The 23,976-nt window shown below is 64.5% G+C and carries 27 protein-coding genes; 21 read left to right on the top strand and 6 right to left on the bottom strand.

Annotated elements, in window-relative coordinates:
- The first annotated feature begins 140 nt into the window (after nucleotides 1–140).
- From infA to rplQ, 6 genes are all read left to right on the top strand, one after another.
- Nucleotides 141–362, top strand: coding sequence for a translation initiation factor IF-1 (gene infA / locus KI794_RS05110; RefSeq protein WP_119281503.1), 222 nt, complete (start codon nucleotides 141–143; stop codon nucleotides 360–362).
- Between the two features lie 80 nt (nucleotides 363–442).
- Nucleotides 443–559, top strand: coding sequence for a 50S ribosomal protein L36 (rpmJ, locus tag KI794_RS05115; protein WP_005050492.1), 117 nt, complete (start codon nucleotides 443–445; stop codon nucleotides 557–559).
- Between the two features lie 152 nt (nucleotides 560–711).
- The gene (gene rpsM / locus KI794_RS05120; RefSeq protein WP_119281502.1) at nucleotides 712–1,080 is read left to right on the top strand and encodes a 30S ribosomal protein S13; all 369 of its coding nucleotides are present in this window, start codon (nucleotides 712–714) and stop codon (nucleotides 1,078–1,080) included.
- A gap of 47 nt (nucleotides 1,081–1,127) precedes the next feature.
- On the top strand, nucleotides 1,128–1,526 hold the full coding sequence (gene rpsK / locus KI794_RS05125) for a 30S ribosomal protein S11 (RefSeq protein ID WP_042544393.1): 399 nt from the start codon (nucleotides 1,128–1,130) through the stop codon (nucleotides 1,524–1,526).
- Between the two features lie 125 nt (nucleotides 1,527–1,651).
- Nucleotides 1,652–2,638: a DNA-directed RNA polymerase subunit alpha gene (locus KI794_RS05130; protein WP_042544392.1), complete on the top strand. Its 987-nt coding sequence runs from the start codon at nucleotides 1,652–1,654 to the stop codon at nucleotides 2,636–2,638.
- 44 nt (nucleotides 2,639–2,682) lie between these two features.
- Nucleotides 2,683–3,183 (top strand): 50S ribosomal protein L17, encoded by a 501-nt coding sequence (gene rplQ / locus KI794_RS05135; protein WP_255809361.1) that lies wholly within the window; start codon nucleotides 2,683–2,685, stop codon nucleotides 3,181–3,183.
- 132 nt (nucleotides 3,184–3,315) lie between these two features.
- On the opposite strand, the gene KI794_RS05140 is transcribed toward rplQ, so the two are convergent.
- Nucleotides 3,316–5,250 (bottom strand): acyltransferase family protein, encoded by a 1,935-nt coding sequence (locus KI794_RS05140; RefSeq protein ID WP_255809362.1) that lies wholly within the window; start codon nucleotides 5,248–5,250, stop codon nucleotides 3,316–3,318.
- Nucleotides 5,251–5,355: 105 nt separating this feature from the next.
- Between KI794_RS05140 and KI794_RS05145 the strand changes: the two genes are divergently transcribed.
- The 4 genes from KI794_RS05145 to glmM all read left to right on the top strand — a co-directional run bounded on the left by KI794_RS05145 (nucleotide 5,356) and on the right by glmM (nucleotide 8,744).
- Nucleotides 5,356–6,267: a tRNA pseudouridine synthase A gene (locus tag KI794_RS05145; RefSeq protein ID WP_255809363.1), complete on the top strand. Its 912-nt coding sequence runs from the start codon at nucleotides 5,356–5,358 to the stop codon at nucleotides 6,265–6,267.
- A gap of 149 nt (nucleotides 6,268–6,416) precedes the next feature.
- Nucleotides 6,417–6,863, top strand: coding sequence for a 50S ribosomal protein L13 (gene rplM, locus KI794_RS05150; protein WP_119281588.1), 447 nt, complete (start codon nucleotides 6,417–6,419; stop codon nucleotides 6,861–6,863).
- A gap of 33 nt (nucleotides 6,864–6,896) precedes the next feature.
- The gene (gene rpsI, locus KI794_RS05155) at nucleotides 6,897–7,376 is read left to right on the top strand and encodes a 30S ribosomal protein S9 (protein ID WP_119281499.1); all 480 of its coding nucleotides are present in this window, start codon (nucleotides 6,897–6,899) and stop codon (nucleotides 7,374–7,376) included.
- Nucleotides 7,377–7,394: 18 nt separating this feature from the next.
- A complete protein-coding gene (glmM, locus tag KI794_RS05160) occupies nucleotides 7,395–8,744 on the top strand; it encodes a phosphoglucosamine mutase (protein ID WP_255809364.1) in 1,350 nt (449 codons plus the stop codon).
- A 452-nt stretch (nucleotides 8,745–9,196) separates the two neighbouring features.
- Here glmM and KI794_RS05165 read toward each other — a convergent pair whose 3' ends face one another.
- Nucleotides 9,197–10,030 carry an endonuclease domain-containing protein gene (locus KI794_RS05165; RefSeq protein WP_255809365.1) on the bottom strand — a complete coding sequence of 278 codons (834 nt, stop codon included), beginning with the start codon at nucleotides 10,028–10,030 and terminating at the stop codon, nucleotides 9,197–9,199.
- Nucleotides 10,031–10,739: 709 nt separating this feature from the next.
- Entirely contained in the window at nucleotides 10,740–11,783 is a 1,044-nt protein-coding gene (gene coaA / locus KI794_RS05170; protein ID WP_119281497.1) for a type I pantothenate kinase, read from the bottom strand.
- A gap of 31 nt (nucleotides 11,784–11,814) precedes the next feature.
- Between coaA and glmS the strand changes: the two genes are divergently transcribed.
- The 8 genes from glmS to KI794_RS05210 all read left to right on the top strand — a co-directional run bounded on the left by glmS (nucleotide 11,815) and on the right by KI794_RS05210 (nucleotide 18,698).
- On the top strand, nucleotides 11,815–13,665 hold the full coding sequence (gene glmS, locus KI794_RS05175) for a glutamine--fructose-6-phosphate transaminase (isomerizing) (protein ID WP_255809366.1): 1,851 nt from the start codon (nucleotides 11,815–11,817) through the stop codon (nucleotides 13,663–13,665).
- Nucleotides 13,662–14,027 carry a holo-ACP synthase gene (locus KI794_RS05180; protein ID WP_119281495.1) on the top strand — a complete coding sequence of 122 codons (366 nt, stop codon included), beginning with the start codon at nucleotides 13,662–13,664 and terminating at the stop codon, nucleotides 14,025–14,027. Before glmS ends, KI794_RS05180 begins: the two co-directional genes overlap by 4 nt.
- Nucleotides 14,024–15,163 carry an alanine racemase gene (gene alr, locus KI794_RS05185; protein WP_255809367.1) on the top strand — a complete coding sequence of 380 codons (1,140 nt, stop codon included), beginning with the start codon at nucleotides 14,024–14,026 and terminating at the stop codon, nucleotides 15,161–15,163. Before KI794_RS05180 ends, alr begins: the two co-directional genes overlap by 4 nt.
- A gap of 38 nt (nucleotides 15,164–15,201) precedes the next feature.
- Complete coding sequence (tsaE, locus tag KI794_RS05190; protein WP_119281586.1) at nucleotides 15,202–15,672, top strand: tRNA (adenosine(37)-N6)-threonylcarbamoyltransferase complex ATPase subunit type 1 TsaE; 471 nt, start codon at nucleotides 15,202–15,204, stop codon at nucleotides 15,670–15,672.
- A complete protein-coding gene (tsaB, locus tag KI794_RS05195) occupies nucleotides 15,669–16,331 on the top strand; it encodes a tRNA (adenosine(37)-N6)-threonylcarbamoyltransferase complex dimerization subunit type 1 TsaB (RefSeq protein ID WP_255809368.1) in 663 nt (220 codons plus the stop codon). The genes tsaE and tsaB overlap by 4 nt, the downstream gene beginning before the upstream one ends.
- Nucleotides 16,328–16,798 (top strand): ribosomal protein S18-alanine N-acetyltransferase, encoded by a 471-nt coding sequence (rimI, locus tag KI794_RS05200; protein ID WP_119281493.1) that lies wholly within the window; start codon nucleotides 16,328–16,330, stop codon nucleotides 16,796–16,798. Before tsaB ends, rimI begins: the two co-directional genes overlap by 4 nt.
- Before the next feature lie 68 nt (nucleotides 16,799–16,866).
- Nucleotides 16,867–17,925, top strand: a complete 1,059-nt coding sequence (tsaD, locus tag KI794_RS05205) for a tRNA (adenosine(37)-N6)-threonylcarbamoyltransferase complex transferase subunit TsaD (RefSeq protein WP_255809735.1) — start codon at nucleotides 16,867–16,869, stop codon at nucleotides 17,923–17,925.
- Nucleotides 17,926–17,996: 71 nt separating this feature from the next.
- Nucleotides 17,997–18,698, top strand: a complete 702-nt coding sequence (locus KI794_RS05210; RefSeq protein WP_255809369.1) for a DUF4190 domain-containing protein — start codon at nucleotides 17,997–17,999, stop codon at nucleotides 18,696–18,698.
- A gap of 13 nt (nucleotides 18,699–18,711) precedes the next feature.
- Here KI794_RS05210 and KI794_RS05215 read toward each other — a convergent pair whose 3' ends face one another.
- Entirely contained in the window at nucleotides 18,712–19,962 is a 1,251-nt protein-coding gene (locus tag KI794_RS05215; protein ID WP_255809370.1) for a class I SAM-dependent methyltransferase, read from the bottom strand.
- Between the two features lie 71 nt (nucleotides 19,963–20,033).
- The gene (locus KI794_RS05220) at nucleotides 20,034–20,474 is read right to left on the bottom strand and encodes a DUF4190 domain-containing protein (RefSeq protein WP_255809371.1); all 441 of its coding nucleotides are present in this window, start codon (nucleotides 20,472–20,474) and stop codon (nucleotides 20,034–20,036) included.
- A gap of 196 nt (nucleotides 20,475–20,670) precedes the next feature.
- Between KI794_RS05220 and groES the strand changes: the two genes are divergently transcribed.
- The 3 genes from groES (at nucleotide 20,671) to guaB (ending at nucleotide 23,519) form a co-directional block, all read left to right on the top strand.
- On the top strand, nucleotides 20,671–20,967 hold the full coding sequence (gene groES / locus KI794_RS05225) for a co-chaperone GroES (RefSeq protein WP_042544383.1): 297 nt from the start codon (nucleotides 20,671–20,673) through the stop codon (nucleotides 20,965–20,967).
- Nucleotides 20,968–21,045: 78 nt separating this feature from the next.
- Nucleotides 21,046–21,978, top strand: a complete 933-nt coding sequence (gene rarD, locus KI794_RS05230) for an EamA family transporter RarD (RefSeq protein WP_255809372.1) — start codon at nucleotides 21,046–21,048, stop codon at nucleotides 21,976–21,978.
- A gap of 38 nt (nucleotides 21,979–22,016) precedes the next feature.
- A complete protein-coding gene (guaB, locus tag KI794_RS05235) occupies nucleotides 22,017–23,519 on the top strand; it encodes an IMP dehydrogenase (protein WP_119281487.1) in 1,503 nt (500 codons plus the stop codon).
- A gap of 37 nt (nucleotides 23,520–23,556) precedes the next feature.
- On the opposite strand, the gene KI794_RS05240 is transcribed toward guaB, so the two are convergent.
- A complete protein-coding gene (locus KI794_RS05240; protein WP_119281486.1) occupies nucleotides 23,557–23,940 on the bottom strand; it encodes an ArsR/SmtB family transcription factor in 384 nt (127 codons plus the stop codon).
- Between the last annotated feature and the right edge of the window lie 36 nt (nucleotides 23,941–23,976).

The raw sequence follows: 23,976 nt of genomic DNA on the forward strand, positions 1-23,976 counted from the left end.
CACACACAATCGAGAGGTAGACATGCGGGGGAATCGGGGATATGATTACTCGTTGGTGCTTTGTGCCTGTTTTCGTGATCGCGAAAACCGGGGGGAAGCATTCGCAAGACCGGTGAATCAACACGAGCGACAGTGAGGCTATGGCGAAGAAAGACGGCGTCATCGAGATCGAGGGCCAGGTAGCTGAGGCGCTCCCGAACGCACAGTTCCGGGTAGAGCTTACAAACGGCCACAGGGTGCTCGCGCACATCTCGGGCAAAATGCGTCAGCACTACATCCGCATTCTCCCAGGAGACCGCGTGATTGTTGAGTTGACCCCGTACGATCTGACCCGCGGTCGCATCGTCTACCGTTACAAGTAGACCTGCGCACGTCCATCGGAAAGTAACGACTCGCGGCATCCCGCGAGTACGAGGACAGCGAACCCGCTAAAGGAAAAACAATGAAGGTCAACCCCAGCGTTAAGCCCATCTGCGATCACTGCAAGGTGATCCGCCGCCACGGCCGCGTCATGGTGATCTGCAAGAGCAACCCGCGTCACAAGCAGCGCCAGGGCTAACCGGCCCGCTGCAGCTCGCAGATCAAGTAAATCAAAATAGAAACAGCGCATCGAAGAACCCCACGGCTCACGCCAAGGGGGGACACCTTGGGTCGGAGGCCTAATCCCACGATGCGCACCACACCTCCACTAATCCGCAAGGAGAGCCAGACATGGCACGTATTGCAGGCGTAGACATCCCGCGCGAAAAGCGCGTAGAGATCGCGCTCACCTACATCTATGGCGTCGGCCGCACGAGCGCACTCAAGACGCTCGAGGCGACTGGCATCGACGGGAACACCCGTGTTCGCGACCTGAGCGACGACCAGCTCGTTCTGCTCCGCGACCACATCGAGGGCAACTTCAAGGTAGAGGGTGACCTCCGCCGTGAGGTTCAGGCCGACATCCGCCGCAAGGTTGAGATCGGCAGCTACCAGGGTATTCGCCACCGCCGGGGCATGCCTGTGCATGGTCAGCGCACCAAGACGAACGCTCGTACCCGCAAGGGCCCGAAGCGCACCGTCGCCGGTAAGAAGAAGTAACACCGGTTCACACCGACCATCACACATAGCTTTCAGGAGAATTCTCAATGGCTGCACCTAAGTCGGCTGCGCGCAAGCCGCGCCGCAAGGACAAGAAGAACATCGCCGTGGGCCACGCCCACATCAAGTCGACGTTCAACAACACGATCATCTCGATCACGGACACCACTGGTGCCGTGCTGACCTGGGCTTCCTCGGGTGGAGTTGGCTTCAAGGGTTCGCGTAAGTCGACCCCGTTCGCCGCTCAGCTCGCCGCAGAGTCCGTCGCCCGTAAGGCGCAGGAGCACGGCATGAAGAAGGTCGACGTCTTCGTGAAGGGCCCCGGTTCGGGCCGCGAGACCGCGATCCGCTCGCTGCAGGCCGCAGGCCTCGAGGTTGGCTCGATTAACGACGTCACCCCGCAGACCCACAACGGCTGCCGCCCACCGAAGCGTCGCCGCGTCTGAGCCTCACTGTCGCGCCGGCCTCGGTCGGCGCGACACCGGCTCTCCTCACGCGAGATCCGGTACGTTCCCAACACCCTCTTTACCGCAGAGTCATATAGCGGACTCCAGCGAAAGGAACTAACACAGTGCTCATTGCACAGCGCCCCACTCTGACCGAAGATTCAATCTCCGAGTACCGCTCGCGCTTCACCATCGAGCCCCTCGAGCCTGGCTTCGGTTACACGCTTGGAAACTCGCTCCGTCGTACCCTGCTTTCCTCGATCCCCGGAGCCGCTGTGACAAGCGTTCGCTTCGAGGGCGTCGCTCACGAGTTCACGACGATCCCCGGTGTCACTGAAGACGTCACCGAGATCATCCTGAACATCAAGGGCCTCGTGGTTTCGAGCGAGCACGACGAGCCGATCACCGCGTACCTTCGCAAGACCGGGGCAGGCGAGGTTACCGCCGCTGACATCTCGGCGCCTGCTGGCGTTGAGGTGCACAACCCCGAGCTTGTCATTGCGACACTTGGCGACGACGCACAGTTCGAGCTTGAGCTCACCATCGAGCGCGGCCGTGGCTACGTTTCTGCAGCGCAGAACCGTAACGACGACGCAGAGGTAGGCCGTATTCCGGTCGACTCGATCTACTCGCCCGTGCTCAAGGTGACCTACCGTGTCGAGGCAACTCGTGCCGGCGAGCGCACTGACTTCGACCGCCTGGTGGTCGACGTCGAGTCGAAGCCAGCTATCAGCCCCCGTGACGCAATCGCGTCAGCAGGTTCGACGCTTGTCGAGCTGTTCGGGCTTGCACGCGAGCTGAACACTGCCGCTGAGGGCGTCGAGATCGGCCCCGCGCCGGTTGAGGTTGTCGCCGAGGGCGAGCTCTCGATTCCGATCGAGGATCTCGACCTTTCGGTTCGCAGCTACAACTGCCTCAAGCGTGAGGGCATCAACTCCGTGAGCGAACTCGTTGCGCTCTCGGAAGCCCAGCTCATGAACATTCGTAACTTCGGTCAGAAGTCCGTCTTTGAGGTGCGCGACAAGCTCGCCGAGATGGGTCTCTCGCTCAAGGACGCGGTTCCCGGTTTTGACGGAGCCAACTTCTACAGCTACGAGGACGACGTTAACTAACGATCCGGCTTCAACGCTGATCGAACACTTACAGGAGTACAACCATGCCTAAGCCCACCAAGGGCCCCCGCCTCGGAGGCGGACCCACTCACGAGCGCCTCATGCTCAACCAGATGGCTGCGCAGCTCTTCGAGCACAAGCGCATCCAGACCACCGAGACCAAGGCGAAGCGTCTGCAGCCCATCGCAGAGCGCCTCGTGACCTTCGCTAAGCGTGGAGATCTCCACGCTCGCCGTCGCGTCATGCGCCAGATCCTCGACAAGTCGGTTGTGCACGAGCTCTTCACCGAGATCGCACCGCTCGTCGAGAACCGCGAGGGTGGCTACACTCGCATCGTCAAGACCGGTTTCCGCAAGGGTGACAACGCACCCCTCGCAGTGATCGAGCTCGTTCTCGAGCCCGTCCAGCCGAAGCCGAAGACGAAGAAGGCTGCTGCTCCGGCTGCAGAGGTCGTCGAGGAAGCACCCGAGGCTGTCGAAGAGGCAACTGAGGTTGTCGAGGAGGCCGCTGAGACCGAGGCTCCCGCCGAGGAGAAGGCCGAGTAAGGGATCACTCCCACTCGACTGACGCAGAAACGCCCCGTGGCTTCGGCCCGGGGCGTTTCTGCGTGTCCGTAGGGCTCCAGCGAATGCGGAGCCGCGTGAGGGTTGGAGCCGCGGGAGGATCTCGGCGACGCGTTAGCGCCTGGCCACCGACCAACCGCGAGCTTCGGCAGGGGAGAGCAAATCGTCGAGCGCCTGCCTGATCGCGGCTGCGTAGATCTCGCCGCCCTCGGGCCCCGGATGGATGCCGTCCTCAGCGAGGAACTCCGGGGTGCCAGCTACGCCCGTGTCCCACTTGGCGACGACAACCCCTCTGTGGGCTGCGGCAAACGAGTTGAGGTTCTCGTTGACTTCAGGGATCCAGTCGCGATCCGCGTGGGCGTCGACAAGCACGAGGGGTCGCGCGCCAATCACGTCCTTGAGCGCAGTGAGCGACTCCGGCTCGACGGGCCCGTTCGTCCCGAGCCCAACGACGACGACGTCCCGCAGTTCACCCCGGGCGGCAATCTCGCCAAGGATGTCAACGCCGGCCCACAGCCCACGGGAGACCGCGGCATCAACCTCGATTCCCGGGAATGCCTCAGTGAGCTCGGGATAGCTTGCGAGCATAACCGAGTCGCCGACGGCAGTGATCTCGGGGCCAGTGAACTGGATCGCTGGCGATGCTTGTGCCTGATCCTGATCGCGAATTGCAGGCTCATCGGACGGCGGGGACGCGACGCCTTGCTCATCAGTGCCGTCCTGCTCGACGCCAGTGCCCTGCCCGTCGGCGGCACCCTTGTCGGCCTCGAGTTGTTCTTGGCCGCGCAGGATCGAGTCGGCCGACGACGTCCGCTCAGGTGCGATCGCGACGGCGACGCCCGTGAGCGGAAACGTCACCGCGAGCACTGAGGCAAGCGCGATGGAGACGCGCCGCTGCCTGGTTGTGTACCGACGCGGACTGAACCAGCGAAGAAGTGCGCCTCGCAGGCCAACGCGGCGCACGGGCTGCTCGACGAAGCGGTAGGAGAGTGCGGCGAACACGAGAGTGAGGGCGAGTGAGACGAACTGCGCAACCGGTGTCGTTCCGAGCCCGGCAGCCGTTGCGACACTCGTCGCGATCACCAGTAGCGGCCAATGCCAGAGGTAGATGCCGTAGGAGCGCTCGCCGACCCAGCGGAGCGGGGCGACGTCAAGGAGTTTGCCGATAAGCGCGCCCTCGCGGGTGACAGCCCACACAATACCGAGCGCTGCGAAAGTCGCAGCCTGGAACCCCCAAGCGAAGCTCTCCGGGCTCGCCTCCTGCAGCGCCACCGCGAGGTAGCCAAGCACGGCGAAGCCTGCAGCCGCGACGCCCACCGAGGCGATCTGCCCTGCCCGCCCGATGCGCTGCTGCTCGCGCGAAGACAGCACCACCGCCATGGCCGCGCCAAGAAAAAGCCCGAAACTATGCGAGTCGGAACCGAAGTAGACACGGGTGGGCTCAGCGCCCCCATTCGCGAGCGCGGCCATGAGAAACGCCGACCCGACCCCGAGGAGAGCAAGAGGGATCGCCCGGGTAAGCCGAGAGCGAAGCTTGAACACAAGCACCGCGATGAGCGGCAAGACGATGTAGAACTGCTCCTCAAGCGCGAGTGACCAGAAATTGCGGAAGAGTTCGGGAGCATCCCTGGCAAAGTAATCGGAGCCGTTCGCGATGAACACCCAGTTGCTCACGAACAGCAGCGCGCCGGCAATCTGCTGGGCCACGCCGACAAGCAGGTCACGGCTCGCCGCGAGCGCGAGCGACGTACTCACGAGCACAACAAGGGCGACAGCGGGGAGTAATCTCCGTGCCCTCCGACGCCAGAACGCGAGCAAATCGATGCGGCCGGTGCCCTGCAACTCGCGTAGCAACAGCGAGGTGATCAGAAACCCGCTCATGACGAAGAAGACGTCAACGCCAAGGAAACCGCCAGGCAGCGCGGTAGGAAAGAGATGGTACACAAGCACCATGCCAACTGCGATCGCGCGCAGGCCGTCAAGCCCGCCGAACCGGCGTCCGCGTGCAGTCGCGGGAGCTCCAGTCGGGCGCAACGGACTAACAGACACTCGAAGATGGTACCTCGGAAGGATGGGAGAGCCCAGTTCGGTGCCACGCGACTGCAGTCGTCACGCCCTCGCCACGTCCTGCCAGACATCTGGCAAGCTTGAGGGGTGGAAACGATCCGGCTGCGCCTCGACATCGCCTACGACGGGACAGACTTCTCGGGTTGGGCGACCCAGCCAGGCCTGCGCACTGTGCAAGGCGAGATCGAGGCCGCACTTGCACGGCTTTTACGCGCTGAAACGGGACAACTGCGACTCACCGTTGGCGGGCGAACCGACGCCGGAGTACACGCTCGCGGTCAGGTCGCGCATCTGGATGTCACGCCAGAACAGCTTGAAAAATGGGGTGCGACCCAGCGGCGGGGGGCCACGGTCGCGGCGGCGACCCCCGCGTCCGCCTGCACCGCATCCAGTGAGGCCGCCCGGCTCATGACACGACGCCTGAACGGGGTCCTGCAGAACAGCGCGAGCGACATTGCGATCCACAGCGTCGCCCGAGCAGCGGAAGGATTCGACGCCCGCTTCTCGGCCCTCCGGCGCAGATACGAGTACCGCCTTCGGCCGGAGAACGCTCGCCGAGACCCGCTCACTACACGCTTTACCGCCGACGTACCGCGCGTACTCGACCTCGCCACCATGCAGCGCGTATCTGAAGACCTCCTCGGGCTTCAGGACTTCACCACCTTTTGCAAAGCGCGCGAGGGCGCGACTGCCGTGCGGGAGCTCCTCGCGTTTGACTGGCGCGAAACCAATGACGGCGCATACGCCGCCCGAATTGAGGCAGATGCCTTCTGTCACTCGATGGTGCGAGCGCTCGTCGGCTCGGTCGTCGCTGTCGGGCATGGCCGCCTCACCCCGGGGGAGCTCGTCGGGCTGCGCGACGCGAGAGAACGCACCAGCCGGTTCACTGTCATGCCAGCACATGGCCTCTCGCTCGAAGAAATCGGCTACCCGGAAGACGCCGAGCTTGCGGCCCGAGCCGAGCAGACGCGGGCACGCCGCGACCCGCTCGATGACTGAACGATCTGTGCTAAAGTTGATCCTTGGTGCGCAAGCACCCGAATTGTTGAGCCCTCCACCGCACAGGAACTCACGAGGCACTGCCCCGCGAGACCTCGCACGGAGTGGGATTCAAGAACTCCTCCATTTCGACAGAAAGCAGCACGACAGTGACTCGCACATACTCGCCGAAGGCAGCTGACCAGAAGCACGACTGGATCGTCATCGACGCAACAGACGTGGTTCTCGGCCGCCTCGCATCCCACGCCGCAGCTCTGCTTCGCGGCAAGCACAAGACCACCTTCGCACCGCACATGGACATGGGTGACTACGTCATCATCGTCAACGCGGACAAGGTTGTGCTGACCGGCAACAAGGCAGCGCAGAAGAAGGCATACCGCCACTCGGGCTACCCGGGCGGCCTCCGTTCGGTGAGCTACACCGAGCTCCTCACGAAGAACCCCGAGCGCGCAGTCGAGAAGGCCATCCGTGGCATGCTCCCGAAGAACTCGCTCGGTGCAGACCTGTTCCGCAAGCTGAAGGTTTACGCGGGTCCGGAGCACCCCCACGCTGCGCAGCAGCCGACCCCCTACACCTTTGGCCAGGTTGCGCAGTAAGCGCGCTAGAGACGCAAGAAGAGAGACTTTAACGTGACTGAAGAGCAGACCGTGGCCCCTGAGAGCTACACCACTGAGACCCCCGCGTCGCAGGCAACCGCTGCAACCCCGCGTCCCGCACTCACCGTTCCTGGTGCAGCTGTTGGCCGCCGCAAGCAGGCTGTCGCACGCGTTCGCCTCATCCCGGGCGAGGGCAAGATGACCGTTAACGGTCGCGAGCTCGCTGAGTACTTCCCGAACAAGCTGCACCAGCAGCTCATCACCGATCCGTTCACCGTGCTCGAGCTCGGCGGCGCATACGACCTCATCGCCAACATCGATGGCGGCGGCCCCTCGGGCCAGGCAGGCGCACTCCGCCTCGCAGTCGCACGCGCCCTCAACGAGATTGACGCTGAGCACAACCGTGCAACGCTGAAAAAGGCTGGCTTCCTGAGCCGCGACGCTCGCATCAAGGAGCGCAAGAAGGCTGGACTCAAGAAGGCCCGTAAGGCGCCTCAGTACTCGAAGCGCTAAACCGGAGCGTATTCCCACATGGGACGCCTGTTTGGCACTGATGGGGTGCGGGGCTTGGCCGGGGTGGATATCACCGCCGACCTTGCCCTGCGCCTCGCGCACGCAGCGGCTCTCGTACTCGGACGTAACGCCCGAGGCGAGAGCCGTCGCGCTACCGCGATCGTTGCGCGCGATCCGCGGGTTTCTGGCGAGTTCATCTCGGCCGCAGTGTCGGCCGGCCTCGCCGCAGCCGGCGTCGACGTACTCGATGCTGGTGTCATCCCGACGCCTGCCGCCGCGTATCTCGTTGCTGACACCGGAGCCGACTTCGGCGTCATGGTGTCGGCATCGCACAACCCCGCGCCCGACAACGGCATTAAGTTCTTCGCCGAGGGCGGGCGAAAGCTCCCTGACGACGTCGAGGACAAGATTGAGGCCGCAATGCGCGAGCCTGCGATCGCCGTCACCGGACACGAGGTCGGCAGGATCCAGAGGTTCGCTGACGCTGAGGATCGCTACCTCGTGCACCTCCTCGGGACACTCGAGGGCCTCTCGCTCGAAGGGCTGTCTGTCGTGCTCGATTGCGCCCACGGTGCAGCGTCAGGCATTTCCCCCGACGCGTTCAGTGATGCGGGCGCGAAGGTCGTCGTGATCGGTAACGACCCCGACGGCATGAACATCAATGACGGCGTGGGATCCACCCACCTCGAACCGCTCATCGCCGCAGTTCTTGAGCACGGCGCCGATCTCGGCATTGCGCACGACGGTGATGCTGATCGCTGCCTCGCAGTCGACAGCGCAGGCAACGTAATTGACGGCGACCGCATCATGGCGATTCTCGCGCTCTCGATGTCCGCACGCGGCAAGCTTGACCAGAACACGCTTGTCGCCACCGTGATGTCGAACCTCGGGCTGAAGCTCGCGATGGCAGACAACGGGATCGACGTCGTCGAGACTGGCGTTGGCGATCGCTATGTGCTTGAAGCGATCAACGAGCACGGATATTCGCTCGGCGGAGAGCAGTCCGGTCATGTCATCATGAGCGAGTTCGCGACGACTGGTGATGGCATCCTCACGGGGCTGCATATTGCCGCCGAAATCGTCCGTTCGGGTAAGTCGCTTACCGAGCTTGGCGAGTGCATGAAAGTGTACCCGCAGGTGCTCGTGAATGTGCGCGGTGTTGACCGTTCACGCGCGAGCAGCGACGAGGTGCTCCAGCAGGCCGTTCACCAGGTTGAGGAGGCGCTGAAGGGCGAGGGGCGCGTGCTCCTTCGTCCCTCTGGCACCGAGCCTGTCGTCCGTGTGATGGTTGAGGCGGCCGAGGTCGCTCAGGCTCAGCAGCTCGCCGATGACCTTGCGGCGATCGTGAAGGAACGTCTGGCGGTCTAGTCCTCGCTCTTCGGCCGGGGTGTAGCGACGACTCGTCGCTGCGCCCCGGCCGTTGGCGTTCCCGGGGGAATTTGTGGTGCGATCGGCGCTCTTCTGAATCGGGTCTCTGCGTTTCTGCCCTGTAGAGCCCGTTGGCACCCGTCGGGCTCGGTGGAACCCGTTGGACTCTGTGTAACCCGTTGGACTCTGTGGAAACGTTTGACACCCTGTGGCCCCCTGCGGAACCGTGTGGAGCTCTGTGGGAATCTTTGGCTTTGCACCTTTCACCAAGTCGACACTGCCGGGCATCTGCGTTGCGTATGGGATCTTTACTTGGGATGCAGTAGCGACTTGCAATTGGCTTTTCTCGTGCAGATCACATGTGATGTGACTGAGATGCACCCCCACCCGCACGACCGAACCACTTTTGATGGCAGGACCGCGTCCTAGCGGACAACGAGGCTGGTTGCTCACTATGCGAGCCGCGCTGGCTGATGGAGCCCAACCGCAACTGCTCTCATAATGAGTGCCTGCGTCTCGGGCCAGGAATGCATTACCTGCGCATAGCTCACCCGAATAACGGTGAACCCGCGAAGTCTGAGCTGCGCGTCGTGTTCGATGTCGACATCGCGCTGTGGCCCAGTGTGGTGGGCGCCGTCAATCTGTACGACAAGGCGCGACCCAATGAGAAAGTCGACCCTCCGTCCCACGAGCCAGGCTTGCGCCACGAGCGGTAGCCTCATCCAACTCAGGCGCAGTCTGAAGTAGCTTTCAAGCCCTGAATCTGCGAATGGGTCTGTCGCCTGAAGCACACGCTTTGACGCGGTCGGCAGCGGCAAGAGGTCCAGCCCTGCCCGATCCACGAGATTCTTGTTGAGCGCAGAGTCCCAGGTCGCGACGGCATCTTCGAACGGCTCGCACTGTGCGACCAGCATGAGGACGTTTTCGATCGAGTCGACGAGGGCGAACCTCGCCCGTGGCACGATTGGCTCGTGGTAGTGGAGCACTGACCCGGGTGGGCGTCGTTCCGAGCCTGGCCGCGGAACGCCGAAGTGCTCGCCCTCGGGGACTCGCCGGACCCAGAGCCCCAGGCGTGCCGCCTGCGTGACGCAACTTAAGGTGAGGCCCGCAGTCGCGGCAGCAACCACCTGAGGGTCGGCCGTGGGCGTTGCGAGCCATCCTTTCTTGAATCGGATGAGCCCGCCGGCTGCGACCTCTTGCTGTATGCGGTAGCGGGTCATTCCGCGTGCAACAAGTTCGGAGCTTCGGATGACTCCGCCGCGTTTCGAGAGAATACCTGTGATCATGTGAGCCAGTCTGCGCCCGCGGGCTCTTCTTCGAGTGTCTCCGCCGCAGTCTGTGCAGAGCTGAGTGGGATTGCTGAGACACAACAGGTTGTGGACGAAGCACCTCGGGGGATGGGCGCCGTACGATGTGGCGACTGTCTCGTCGGCTGTTGTCGGGCCTGTTGCCGCCCATAGCAATGCGATCCCTGATGGATATGCCAAAAATCGAGCTGGTGGACATTAATACCGCCGATCCCAGGTGTACTGAACGCCAGAGTCGCTGTCGGCTCCGGCACGATGGCTGGGGCTGGGGCTGGGGCTGGGGCTGGGGCTTGGGACTTGAGCTGGAGCTGGATGCGGCAGGACCCGACACCCGGCAGCAGGTATGGGATCTGCGATGTCAATGCCGGATATCGGGCTGCTGGGCATTGATACTGCAGATCCCAGGGGTACTGGCGGCGGGCGGTGGCCAGTCGAAGCGGCAGCCGGAATGGTGGCGATGCCAGTGTGTGCAGCCGACAGCCGACAGCCGACAGCCGACAGCAGGTATGGGATCTGCGATGTCAATGCCGGTTATCGGGCTGCAGGGCATATGTACTGCAGATCCCAGGGATACTGGCGGCGGGCTGCGGGGCAGCAATACTGCAGATCCCATGGGTACTGGGGGGCGGGCTGCGGAGCAGCAACGCTGCAGATCCTAGCGATATGGGCGGCAGCCCCAACCCAGCGCCTACAGCTTCCGGAGGAGCACCTTTTCGACGCGGTGGTCGGCGCCCTTGCGCAGCACGAGCGTTGCTCTCGCCCGCGTCGGCCGGATGTTCTCAATGAGGTTCGGCTCGTTGATCGACTTCCAGATGCCGTGCGCGTAGGCGCGGCTCTCAGAATCGCTGAGCGTCGCGAACTTGCGGAAGAACGAGTTGGGGTCTGAGAACGCCCCATCGCGCAGCCTGAAGAAGCGCTGCGTGAACCACTCCTCGATGTGGTCGGTGCGCGCGTCAACGTACACGGAGAAGTCGAACAGATCTGAAACCGCGAGGGGGTGCTCGCGGGTCGGCGGCTGCAGCACGTTGAGGCCCTCGAGGATGAGGATGTCTGGCTGGCGAACCGTCGTGTACTCGTCGGGCACGATGTCGTAGATCAGGTGACTGTAGTGCGGCGCCCGAACCTCGGGCATGCCTGACTTCACCTGGGACACGAAGCGGAGCAGTGCTCGTCTGTCGTACGACTCGGGGAAGCCCTTGCGGTGGGCGATGCCACGCCGCTCGAGCTCGGCGTTGGGGTAGAGGAAGCCGTCGGTCGTGACGAGGGTGACGTTTGGCGTCTCGGGCCAGCGAGCGAGGAGGTCGCGCAGGATACGCGCGACAGTGGACTTGCCGACCGCCACGGACCCTGCGACGCCAATCACAAAGGTGCTCTGTTTTTCGCCTTCGCGTTTCAGAAAGCTGCGAGTTCGCTGATGCATCTCGCGGGCGGCGATTGCGTACTGGTTGATGAGTCGGCTGAGCGGCCGGTAGACCTCCGAAACCTCTTCAACGTCGAGCGAGACACCAAGGCCACGGAAGGCCTCGACCTCCGCCTCGGTAAGCGGCATAGGGGTTTCCCCAGCGAGCCGCGCCCATTCCGACCGGCCGATCTCCCCGAACGGCGAGGTGAACTCGGGCCGAACAAGTGTCTGAGTTTCAGGGCCGAGCACCAGGTTTCGTGAACTTTCTTCGGCAGCCTCGTCGTCGCGAGCAAGGTCGGTGACTGCGCCTTCGCTGTGTTTTTCGCTCATCGCACTCCATCGTGCCACTAAAATTGGGCGTATGTGTGGAATCGTAGGATATGCAGGCCCAAATGAGACCATTGAGGCCCTCCTGAACGGCCTTCGCCGGCTCGAGTACCGCGGATACGACTCCGCGGGTGTTGCCGTTATTGATGACACCGGCGGTATCTCGGTACGCAAGAAGTCGGGCAAGCTCCTAAACCTTGAGGATCTTCTTGAGGCGAGCCCGGTACAGGCCGCCGGAGCCGGCATCGGTCACACGCGCTGGGCGACGCACGGCGGGCCGACCGATGTAAATGCGCACCCGCACCTGGGTGACGACGGGCGCCTCGCAGTGATCCACAACGGCATCGTCGAGAACTTCGCCGAGCTCCGCGATGAGGTTGTCTCTCGCGGCGCCGAACTCGCGAGCGAGACAGACACCGAGGTTGTCGCTGCGCTGCTCGGCCTCGAGACAGGTTCGGGCAAGGACCTCGAGACGGCGTTCCGCGACGTCGTGGGGCGCCTGCACGGGACGTTCACGCTGCTCGCGATGCATCAGAGCGAGCCTGGCAAGATTGTTGCGGCGCGTCATCATTCGCCGCTCGTCGTTGGTCTTGGCGACGGCGAGAACTTCCTCGGATCCGACGTCGCGGCGTTCGTTTCGTCGACGCGCCGGGCGGTTGTGGTTGAGGAAGACAACATCGCTGTCATTACGCCCGACAGCGTCCGGATCACCGATTTTGCCGGTGCCGAGGTCGCATTTGAGGAGTACGAGGTCGAATGGGACGCCGGCGCCGCCGACAAGGGCGGTTGGTCGTCGTTCATGGCGAAGGAGATCAACGAGCAGCCGGAGGCGATCGAGAACACGATCCGCGGTCGCATCGTCGACGGCCACGTCGAGATCCCTGAGCTCACCGCTCTCGGTGAGGATCGCCTGCGGAGCATCGATCGCATCATCATCGTCGCCTGCGGCACCGCCTCGTACGCTGGCCTCGTCGGGTCGTACGCGATCGAGCAGTGGGCGCGCATCCCCGTCGAGGTCCAACTCAGCCACGAGTTCCGCTACCGCGACCCTGTGCTCACTGAGAACACAATGGTCGTCTCGGTGAGCCAGTCGGGCGAGACGATGGACACGCTGATGGCTGTGAAGTATGCGATCGAGCGCGGCGTGACGACTGTGTCGGTCTGCAACACTCAGAGCGCAACGATTCCGCGGGAGTCGGACGCCGCCGTCTACACGCATGCTGGCCCCGAGGTTGCAGTTGCTTCGACGAAGGCGTTCGTCGCACAGATCACCGCGCTGTACCTCCTTGGGTTGCACCTCGGGCGCGTGCGCGAGACGCTCTCCGCGGCAGACGAGTCGGCTGCGATCGAGCAGTTCGAGTCGCTTCCCGAGAAGATGGCTGAGGCAGTCGCGACGCACGACCAGATCGCTGAGCTCGCGCACTGGATGGCCGACACCCGTTCGGTGCTCTTCCTCGGTCGTCACGCTGGCTACCCGGCGGCGCTCGAGGGCGCGTTGAAGCTCAAGGAGATCGCCTACATTCATGCTGAGGGGTTCGCCGCGGGCGAGTTGAAGCACGGCCCGATCGCGCTCATCGATCATGGCCAGCCCGTGTTCGTGCTTGTGCCGAGCCCGCGCACGTCGCCGCTCATGCACTCGAAGGTTGTGTCGAACATCCAAGAGATCCGTGCGCGTGGGGCGCGTGTCATCGCGATCGTCGAGAAGGGCGACACTTCGGTGCTGCCGTTCGCAGACGAGGTCGTGCGGATCCCGCTCACTGACGCGCTGTTTGACCCGATCCTGCAGGTTGTTCCGCTGCAGTGGTTCGCGCTCGAGCTCTCGACGGCGAAGGGCCTCGACGTTGACCAGCCGCGAAACCTTGCGAAATCGGTGACAGTCGAGTGATCATCGGCATCGGCGTCGACACTGTCGATATCCAGCGTTTCGAGCAGCAGCTTGAACGCACTCCGAAACTGCGGGAACGTTTGTTCAGCGCGGCGGAGGGACAGCTGTCGATTCCGTCACTTGCGGCACGATTTGCCGCGAAGGAGGCGCTCATTAAGGCGCTCGGCGATTCGGGCGACCTCACGTGGCCTGACATGGAGGTGCGTCGGAACGAACTTCGAGCTCCGGAGTTTGTTCCGACGACCGGACTCCTCGCCGCGCTTGCCGCACGCGGGGCTGACAGGATTCACCTGACGATGACCCACGACACCGGGGTTGCGACCGCGTTCGTTATTGTTGAGCACGGAGGTGGGGCTAAATGAGAACCGGGTCTATGCGGGTTGCCGAGATCTCTGTGCCGGCGATTCGCGCGAACGTTGGCCGTGTGCGCGAGCTCACAGCTGGCGCAAACGTCATCGTCGTGGTGAAGGCGTGCGGTTACGGCCACGATGCGGCGATAGCGGCGCGCGCTGCAATGGAGGGTGGCGCGACGATGATTGCAACAGCCGACCTCGAGGAGTCGCTGAAGCTTCGCGAGAGCGGCATCGACGCGCCGCTCTTGTGCTGGCTGCACGGCCCACGGGTCGACTTTGCGGCTGCGATCGAGCACTCGATTGACGTTGGGGTGTCTCACCTCAGCCAGCTTGAGGCGCTTGCGGAGGCCGCGCGCGTCACTGGCAAGCGTGCAACGCTGCAGTTCAAGATCGATACCGGCCTGAGCCGAAACGGGGCTGCCCGCGAGGAGTGGGAGGCGCTGTTCGCTCGCGGCGCCGAGCTTGAGCATGAGGGTCTCGTCTCTGTGCGGGGCATCTTCAGCCACCTTGCGAACGCGGGGGAGGAGGCCGACCTGGCACAGGGAGCGCGCTTCGACGAAGCTGTTGCAGCGCTCAGGGCTGCCGGCTCCGCGCCCGAGATGATTCACCTCGCCGCGAGCGCAGCGATATTCACCCGCCCCGAGCTTTCCTACAACACTGTACGCGTCGGCATGGCGGCATACGGCCTGAGCCCGCTCGCCGGGAAGAACTCGGCTCAGCTGGGCCTCGTCCCGGCGATGACGCTCCGCTCGGAAGTCGTCGCGCTGCGCGGCGTCCCAGCAGGTACCGGCGTCTCCTACGGGTTTAACCACGTGTGCGAGGTCGCCACGACGCTCGCCCTCGTGCCTGTCGGGTACGCGGACGGCATGCCGCGCGCGCTGAATGGCGCGGGCGCGTGGGTCACTATCGCTGGGGAGCGCTGCCCGATCGTTGGCAGGATCGGCATGGACCAGTTCATCGTCGACGTCGGGCCGATCGCCGGCCGCATCGACATCGGGGCGCCGGTGATCCTCTTCGGAGACCCCGAGCGCGGCTTCCCGTCGATCGACATCTGGGCTGGCCTGATGCGCACAATCAATTACGAGATTCTTGTGGGGATCGGCCCTCGTGTGGTGCGGGTCGCGGTCGACGAGGATGAGCTGTGAGCGTCGTCGAGCGCTACTCCGCAGCCGATCCTGATGCGATGCACGAACTCGGAATTGAGTTTGGCAGGCGTCTCGGCGCCGGCGACCTCGTGATCTTGACAGGTGAACTTGGCGCGGGGAAGACGACGTTCACCCGCGGGCTCGGCGAGGGCCTTGGCGTGCGCGGCCCGGTGCAGAGCCCGACGTTCGTGATTGCGCGGACGCACCCGTCGCTCGTGGGTGGTGCACCACTCATCCACGTGGACGCGTACAGGCTCGCAGACTCAAGCGAGCTCGAGGACCTCGATCTCGATTTTGACGGCTCAGTCGTCGTGGCCGAGTGGGGCGCTGGCCTCGTTGACGCGCGCGATTCGTGGCTTGAGATTGTCATCGATCGCCCTGTCGGCGCTGGTGACGGCGCGGCAGATGCTGCCGAGGCTGACGACAACGTCGCGGAGGCGCCGATCGAGCCCCGCGCACTGACGGTCACGGGGCACGGCCCACGGTGGCAGGACGGAGTGCTGGCGTGAACGGTGTCGAGGTGCGTACAGTCGCGGCGCCCGAGCTTGGGGAGCGCGTGATCCTCGCGATCGATACGTCGCTTGGTACGAGCGTCGCAGTCGGCGCGGGCGGGCAGATCGCCGAGGTGTCGAGCGACGATCCGCGCGGGCACGCGGAGGTGATTGGCGACCTTATTGCGCGCGCGTTTGCAGAGATCAGGATCCCCGCGGCTTCGATAACCCACGTTGTCGCAGGGATGGGACCTGGGCCGTTTACTGGCCTCCGCGTCGGCATTGCTGCCGCGCACGCGTTCGCGCTCGGCAGGGGCTTGAGCATCCTGCCGCTTGTCAGCCATGATGCTGTCGCGCTTGAGCATCTCGAGACTGGCGCCATTTCTGGTGTTCGTGTCGTGCAGGACGCGAAGCGGCGCGAGCTGTTCGTGACCGACTACACCGGGCTTGACTGGACTGGCACCCCGGAGCGCGACGCCGAACCGCGCCTGCTGCCGCGGGAAGGTTACGAGTGCATCGTTAACGAGGTGTGGCCAGCACGCGTCCCAGCCGCCGCTCTCGTGCGCCTTGCCGCGCGGCGCCTCGCATCGGGCGCCACCTTCGAGGCCGACAAAGCACTGTACCTCCGGCTGCCTGATGTGATGCAGCCGAAGGCTCCGAAGCCGGTGACACCGTGATCCTGCGTGACGCGACGACCGCGGACCTCGACCAGATCGCGGCGCTCGAAGCCGACCTCTTCGGGAGTGACGCGTGGAGCCGCGACATCGTGCGCGAGGAACTCGCTGGCGAACACCGCAGGTACCTCGTGCTCGTCGACGGCGACGTGGACGGAGCCGGCGAGGGCGCAATTCGGGGCTATGCCGGGCTCCTCGTCGTCGGCACTGATGGTGACATCCAGACGATCGCCGTCGCCCCTGAGCTGCGCGGCGCCGGGCACGGCCGTGCCCTCATGACTGAACTGCTCGCTGAGGCCGCACGCCGCGGCGCGAGTCAGGTGTTTCTTGAGGTGCGCGCGGACAACCCGCCAGCTCGTGGCCTCTACGCATCGCTCGGTTTTGTTGAGATCGGCGTGCGCCCAAAGTATTACCAGCCCGAGGGCATCGACGCGATCGTGATGCAGTTGCAGCTGAAGGAGCAACAGTGAGTGAGACAGTACGCGCGGCAGCGGTCGGCGCGGCACCTGAGGCGGTCAGCCTTGCAACTGAGCCGCTCGTGCTCGGGATCGAAACAAGCTGCGACGAGACCGGGATCGGGATCGTCCGCGGACGCACTCTACTCGCGAACTCGATCGCCTCGTCCATGGACGAGCATGCCCGGTTCGGCGGAGTCATCCCAGAGATCGCAGCACGTGCCCACCTCGAATCCATGACGCCCACGATCGAGCGGGCACTTGCCGATGCTGGCGTGACGCTCGACGAGCTCGACGCGATCGCCGTGACCGGTGGGCCGGGCCTTGCCGGCGCGCTGATGGTCGGCGTCTCGGCAGCGAAGGCGCTCGCGGTGTCGCTCGACAAACCGCTCTACGCGGTGAACCACCTTGTCGGTCACGTCGGGGCCGACCTGCTCCACGGCGATGGCCTGCGGCCGGCTGTCGGAACCGTCGGCGAGCTCGAACTGCCGACAGTTGCGCTGCTCGTCTCTGGCGGCCACACGTCGCTGCTGCTCGTGCGCGACCTTGTCAGCGACGTCGAGCTGCTCGGTGAGACAATTGACGACGCTGCGGGGGAGGCGTTCGACAAGGTCGCCAGGCTGCTCGCGCTGCCGTACCCAGGAGGGCCGCACATCGATCGGGTCGCCGCCGACGGTGATCCCCAGGCGATTCGCTTTCCGCGCGGCCTGACGCTTCCGAAAGACATGGCGAAGCACCGCTACGACTTCTCATTCTCTGGACTCAAGACCTCGGTCGCGCGGTGGGTTGAGAAGCGCGTGGCGGCGGGTGAGGACGTGCCTGTGGCCGATGTCGCCGCGAGCTTCCGAGAAGCAGTCGTCGACGTTCTCCTGACGAAGGCGCTCGCCGCCTGCGCTGACCTTGGCGTTCCGCGGTTGCTGCTCGGTGGCGGGGTTGTCGCGAACGCTCGGCTTCGTGAGGTCGCTGCTGAGCGTTCGGCTGCAGTCGGAGTGGAGCTGCGCGTGCCGCCGCTATCGCTGTGCACCGACAACGGTGCGATGATCGCTTCGCTTGGGGCGCAGCTCGTCGCCGCGGGGCACGCACCTTCTTCGTTGAGCTTCGGCGCCGACTCGACTCTCCCGGTGACAGACATTCAGTTGTAGCCAACTCGCGCCCGGGCTGTATCGTTGTAGCTAGGGCTATGCCCTCCGTGACCTTTACCGTTAGGAACGCTATGTCCGACAACACGCCGAACACCGACCCGGGAACCACCCCCGAGCAGCCCCAGGCAGTGCCTGCCGCGCCCGAGGCGCCTGCAGCATTCCCGCCCGTCGATCCGTCGCCGGCCGCGGCGCCCGCCGCCCCGCCTGTGCCGCCGACGGCTCCGCCTGTTCCGCCGGCGGCTCCGCCAGTCGCCCCGCCACTTCCGCAGGCTGTCCCGTTTGGCGAGCAGGCCCAGCAGCAGCCAGAGAGCCCGACGGTGCCAGGAGCGCCGTACGTGGCTCCGGGAACCCCGGCGCCCGGGTACCCGGCGCCCCAGGGGCAGAACTACCCGCAGGGCTACGGCGCGATGCCGCAGGCGCCCCAGGGATACGCGCCGGTGCCCACGACAGTCCCGGGCAAGACGCTCGGCATCGTCGGCCTCATCGTCTCGTTCATCCTGCCGATCTCGCTCGTTGGTCTCGTGCTCAGCATCATCGGACTCGTGCAGTCGAAGAAGGCGCAGGCGAAGAACATTCCAGCCGTCGTCGGCATCATCGTCGGCGCGCTCGGCGTCATTACCGGCATCATCCTCGCAGTCGTGTTCATCGGTCTCGCGGTCGCTGGGGCTGACGCCGCGCAGGCGTGCCTCGACGGCGCGGAGTCGGTCCAGGTGTTCGGCGAGACGATCCCCTGCTCGGCGGTCCTCTCGGGCGCGTACGAGTTCAGCTACTAGCGGCTACTGCACCTCAGCAGCGCTCGGCGAGCAGCGCAATGTGCCTGTTCGCCGAGCGGCTGAGGATCAGCGTCGCAGCGCCTGAGCCAGTGAGGCGCAGGCGAGTGCGAAGCGCGGCGGGATCCACATCCACGCCGCGCTTTTTGATTTCCAGCCTGCCGATCCCTCGTGCGGCCAGGGCGCGCTTGAGATCCTTCTCGCGTGCGGGGAGCTCCTCGAGGATCCTGAAGACCTGCCCGAACGGCGTCGCGGTCGCGTTGTCGGCGGTGAGGTAGGCGATCCCGTCGTGGATCATGCCGGCGTCGAGCTCCGCAGCGAGCTTTCCGATGAGGCGCGCGCGGATCACCGCACCGTCAGGCTCGATGAGGTACTCGCCGAGCTCGCGGGTATCGGCGTCCGGAAAGTCGGCGGCCGCGCTGAGCTCATGCCAGACCGGTGTGCTGCCGGTGGCAGCTGCGCCGCCCGCGCCCGCCGCCCGCCCAGGGTCCCCACGCAGCACAGCTGCCGAGCGGCGGATACCCTGTCTGGTGGCGTCGCCGAACCACAGCCCCATCTCGACGACCTGGCCGTCGACCGAGACCCACTGAGCCTCGGCGTCGTCGGGAATGAGTTCGCGGTCGAGGCCGGGCCCGAGCTTGACGCCCCCGAACCGCACGGCTCGTGCGGCGTCGAACGCGAAGGTGAGCGAAGGGGAGTAATCGTCGCTCGAGGCGAGCCTGCGAGTGTCTCGGTGGCCGGCAGTTCGTCGTGCAGGGTCGAGAAACACGGCGTCGGCGGCGCCTGCCCCGAGCTCAGTCGCGTCGCCAATGATCACCTCGTGCGGCGGGACGCTACCGTGACAAGCCTCGATCCAGGCGGCTTCGACAGAGACATTGTGTGCAGCGAAGTCGGCAGTGAGCGGGTCGAGCTCGACCGCGCGTACTCCGAGCCCCGCGCGCAGAAACGCAAGCGACTCGGCGCCGAGACCGCAGCCGAGGTCGGCGACTGCTGTTGCGCCGTGAAAACGGCGCGCGTGAAGCTCCGCAACGGAGAAACGAGACGCCTGTTCGAGCCCTGCCTGGGTGAAGAGCATTTCTCCGGCCCGCGGCCCGAACTTCGCTGCTGCTTTCTCGCGCAGCCCGGTCACCGTGAGCGCCGCGGCGAGCTCGTCGGGGGCTACGCCGTCGCGCCGCAGGTGCCGCCCGACGCAGTCAAGGCTGTCACCTGCCTCTCGCAGGGCCGCAGCTGAGGCGAGCAGCTCCGCGCCACGCCGACTCGTGAGCACATCCCATCCAGGAGGGGACGAAGCGGGCCCCGGGCTGGTCGCCCGGGGCCCGTCGCTGCGTGAGCCGCTCACTAGTAGTAGTAGCTCCCGCTCGCTGCCGCGCCGATGATCATGACGATGAAGCCGATGTACATTACGACAAGCAACACGCCGAGCGCGATGGTGCAGTACCCGTAGATGACCGCGGTGAGCGCGAGGCCGCGCCCTGCGTCTCCGGTGCGCTTGATCTGGTTCAACCCAAGGTGCCCGAAGATGATTCCGGCGATGGGCGCGATGAACGCAAGGATGATCGCCACAAGCGCGTACGTGTTTGTGTCCTTGACGGTTGTGCGCTGCGGGGTGGCTGCTGCAGCCTGGTACGCGTAGGCGGGCGTCTCGTATCCGTACTGCGGCGCGGCGGTGCTTGCAGCGTCAGTAAGCTGCGCCCCGTGCGGCAGTTGCTCTGTCGGCTGTTCCGAAGCCGGTTGAGGCTGGTGCTCGGCTGGCACTGTGGGGTCGGTGGTGCTCATCATGCTCCAAGTCGTAGTGGGTGTACCACAGAGTGTACTCACTGGGTCTGAGGGGCCCGTGGGGTCGGTGTTCGCTGTCCGCGATTCGGCGCATCAACAGTTGGCACTCACCTTGCATGAGTGCCAACTGGGGTCATAGAATCTCGTACAGAGGCACTCGCAAGAGTGCGAAACTAACAGCTTTGGAAAGAGGTCAACCGTGTCGGTCGCCATTAAGCCGCTCGAGGATCGCATTGTCATTCAGCAGGTCGAGGCTGAGCAGACTACTGCTTCGGGTCTCGTTATCCCTGACAGCGCAAAGGAAAAGCCCCAGGAGGGCAAGGTTGTTGCAGTGGGCCCCGGCCGTGTCTCAGACAACGGCACCCGCATCCCCGTCGACGTGAACGTCGGCGACATCGTGATCTACTCGAAGTTCGGCGGCACCGAGATCAAGGCCGCTGGCGAGGAGTACCTCGTGCTCTCGAGCCGCGACATCCTCGCAGTCATCGAGCGCTAAGCATCGCTGAACGAGCCGGGGCCCGCCATCGCGGGGCCCCGGCTTTTTCGTACCCGCCAGTCGCCGTAGACTGTGAAGGTGAGGGACACTCGTGCTGGCTTAGGGTATGGAATCGGCGCGTATCTGATTTGGGGCGCATTCCCGCTCTTTTTCACGCTTATCGCGGTCGTGAACCCGTTCGAGGTCGTCTCGTGGCGAGTCGTCACGACGCTGCTTGTCTGCGCGGTGATTGTGACGGTGACGCGCAGGTGGCGTCGCGTTGGCAACGTGCTGAAGCAGCCGAAAACGTTTGGGCTGTTCGCCCTCTCGTCGATCCTGCTGTACGCGAACTGGCAGATCTTCGTGATCGGGGTGATCTCCGGCCACGTGCTTGAGACGTCGCTCGGCTACTTCATCAATCCGCTCTTCACGATCCTGTTCGGAGTGATCTTCTGGCGCGAGAAGCTCTCGCGCCTCCAGTGGATCGCGGTCGTCGTCGCGGGCACAGGTGTGCTGTTCTCGGCGATCTCCTACGGCAAGGTGCCGTGGATCGCGCTGGGTCTTGCCCTCTCGTTCGGCCTCTACGGCGTCGTGCACCAACGCATCGAAGAAGTCGACGGGGTCACGGGGCTCACTGTCGAGACACTCGTCTCCGTGCCGATCGGCCTGACCCAACTGGCAATCGTCGGTTCCGTCGCGGGTCTGAGCGCGTTCTCTCACGGGGGCGTGATTACGGCACTCGTGCTCGTCAGTGGGCTCCTCACAGCGGTTCCGCTCATCCTCTTCGGTGAGGCAGCTCGCAGGCTCCCGCTCACCTATGTTGGGTTCCTGCAGTTCCTCACCCCGGTGCTCGGTTTCCTCTTCGGGTACTTCATCATGCATGAAGAACTTCCCATCGCGAGGTGGATCGGCTTCATCGCTGTGTGGATTGCGCTCATGTTCCTCATCGCCGACATGATCGTGCGATTGCGGCGTTCGCCTAGCGCGGACCTCGCCCATCAGCCTCATACAGGTCCCATTCCCTTAGACTAGATAGTCTTCGACGACGCCACGAGCATTAAAGAGGTTGTATGGAACAGCGTGACCCTTTCGCGTTCACAGGACTCACTTACGACGACGTGCTGCTGCTTCCCGCGCACACCGACGTCATTCCGAGCGAGGCGGACACCTCGACGCAGCTCACCAGGCGCGTGCGGCTTGCAATGCCGCTCATTTCAGCGGCAATGGACACTGTCACCGAGACGCGCATGGCTGTCGCTATGGCGCGTAACGGCGGCCTTGGGATCCTGCACCGCAACCTGTCTATTCAGGATCAGGCGGAGATGGTCGACCGCGTGAAGCGGTCTGAAGCCGGGATGATCACGAACCCGCTCACCACGACTGTCGATGCGACAGTCGCTGAGGTCGACGCGATCTGCGGCGAGTACCGAGTCTCGGGACTGCCCGTCGTTGACTCGGCAGGGATCCTGCTCGGAATCATCACGAACCGCGACATGCGTTTCATCGATCCGAAGGACCGCGCGAATGTTCGCGTGTCCGAGGCGATGACACGAATGCCGCTCATTACCGCACCCGCAGGGATCTCCAAGGACGACGCGGCTGAGCTGTTCAAGCAGCACAAGATCGAGAAGCTCCCGCTCGTCGACGGCGAGGGGCGCCTGACTGGCCTCATCACCGTGAAGGACTTTGATAAGGAAGAGCAGTACCCACTCGCGACGAAGGACGACGCCGGTCGGCTTCGCGTTGGCGCGGCTGTCGGTTTCTTCGGCGACGCGTGGAAGCGCGCTGGCTCGCTGCTTGAGGCCGGCGTCGACGTGCTCGTCGTCGACACCGCAAACGGTGATTCGAAGGGCGTGCTCGACATTATTGCGAAGATCAAGGGTGACCCGGCGTTCGCCGGTGTTGACGTGATCGGTGGCAACGTGGCGACGTACAACGGCGCGAAGGCGATCGTTGACGCGGGCGCAGATGCGGTGAAGGTCGGCGTTGGGCCGGGCTCGATCTGCACGACTCGTGTGATTGCAGGTGTCGGTGTTCCCCAGGTCACCGCCGTCTACGAGGCCGCGAAGGCTGCGACGCCGGCGGGTGTACCGGTGATTGCTGACGGCGGCCTGCAGTACTCGGGAGATATCGCGAAGGCTCTTGTTGCTGGCGCATCGTCAGTGATGATGGGCTCGCTGCTCGCTGGCACTGACGAGAGCCCTGGCGACCTCGTCTTCGTTGGCGGCAAGCAGTACAAGACGTACCGTGGTATGGGGTCACTCGGCGCGCTGCAAACGCGCGGTGAGCGCACCTCGTACTCGAAGGATCGCTACTTCCAGGCGGATGTGCCGAGCGACGAGAAGCTCATTCCCGAGGGCATCGAGGGCCAGGTTCCCTACCGCGGCCCCGTTGGCGCTGTCGCGCACCAGATGGTCGGCGGTCTGCGCCAGTCCATGTTCTACGTTGGTGCACGCTCAGTTGCCGAGCTCAAGGAGCGGGGCCAGTTCGTGCGCATCACTTCAGCTGGTCTGAAGGAGAGCCACCCGCACGACATTCAGATGGTCGTTGAGGCGCCGAACTACCGCAAGTAGGGGAGCGCCCACTGCCTGAGCCGAGGGCCGCAGCGAATCAGTGTGATTCAGCTGCGGCCCTCGTGCCGTGTACGGGGCACAGCGCGACGTTGTCGCCCGTGAGGCCCAGCAGTCGCTCGGCGGCCGTGAGAAGCTCGGTGATGGCCTCGCTGTGAAGCAGTGAGTACACCGACGCCCTGCCCTGCGGGCGCGACTCGACGAGGCCAGCGTCTTTCAGGCGGGCGAGGTGCTTCGAGACTGTGCTCTGCGAGAGCCCCAGATGATCCGTGAGCTCGACTACGCGGTGCTCTCCGAGTTGCAGGTGGCGCAGAATCACGAGGCGCGACGGATCGCTCAGGCTGTGGAACAGGCAGGTCGCTGGAAGCAACATCTCAAGTTCTTTGGCCCTATCGCCGTCTGATGTTTCTACAGTGATCGCCATCTCTCGATGATACCGCTCGTCGTGCGTGATCCCTGG

It is taken from the genome of Leucobacter aridicollis, from assembly GCF_024399335.1.
GTDB classification, from domain to species: domain Bacteria; phylum Actinomycetota; class Actinomycetes; order Actinomycetales; family Microbacteriaceae; genus Leucobacter; species Leucobacter aridicollis_A.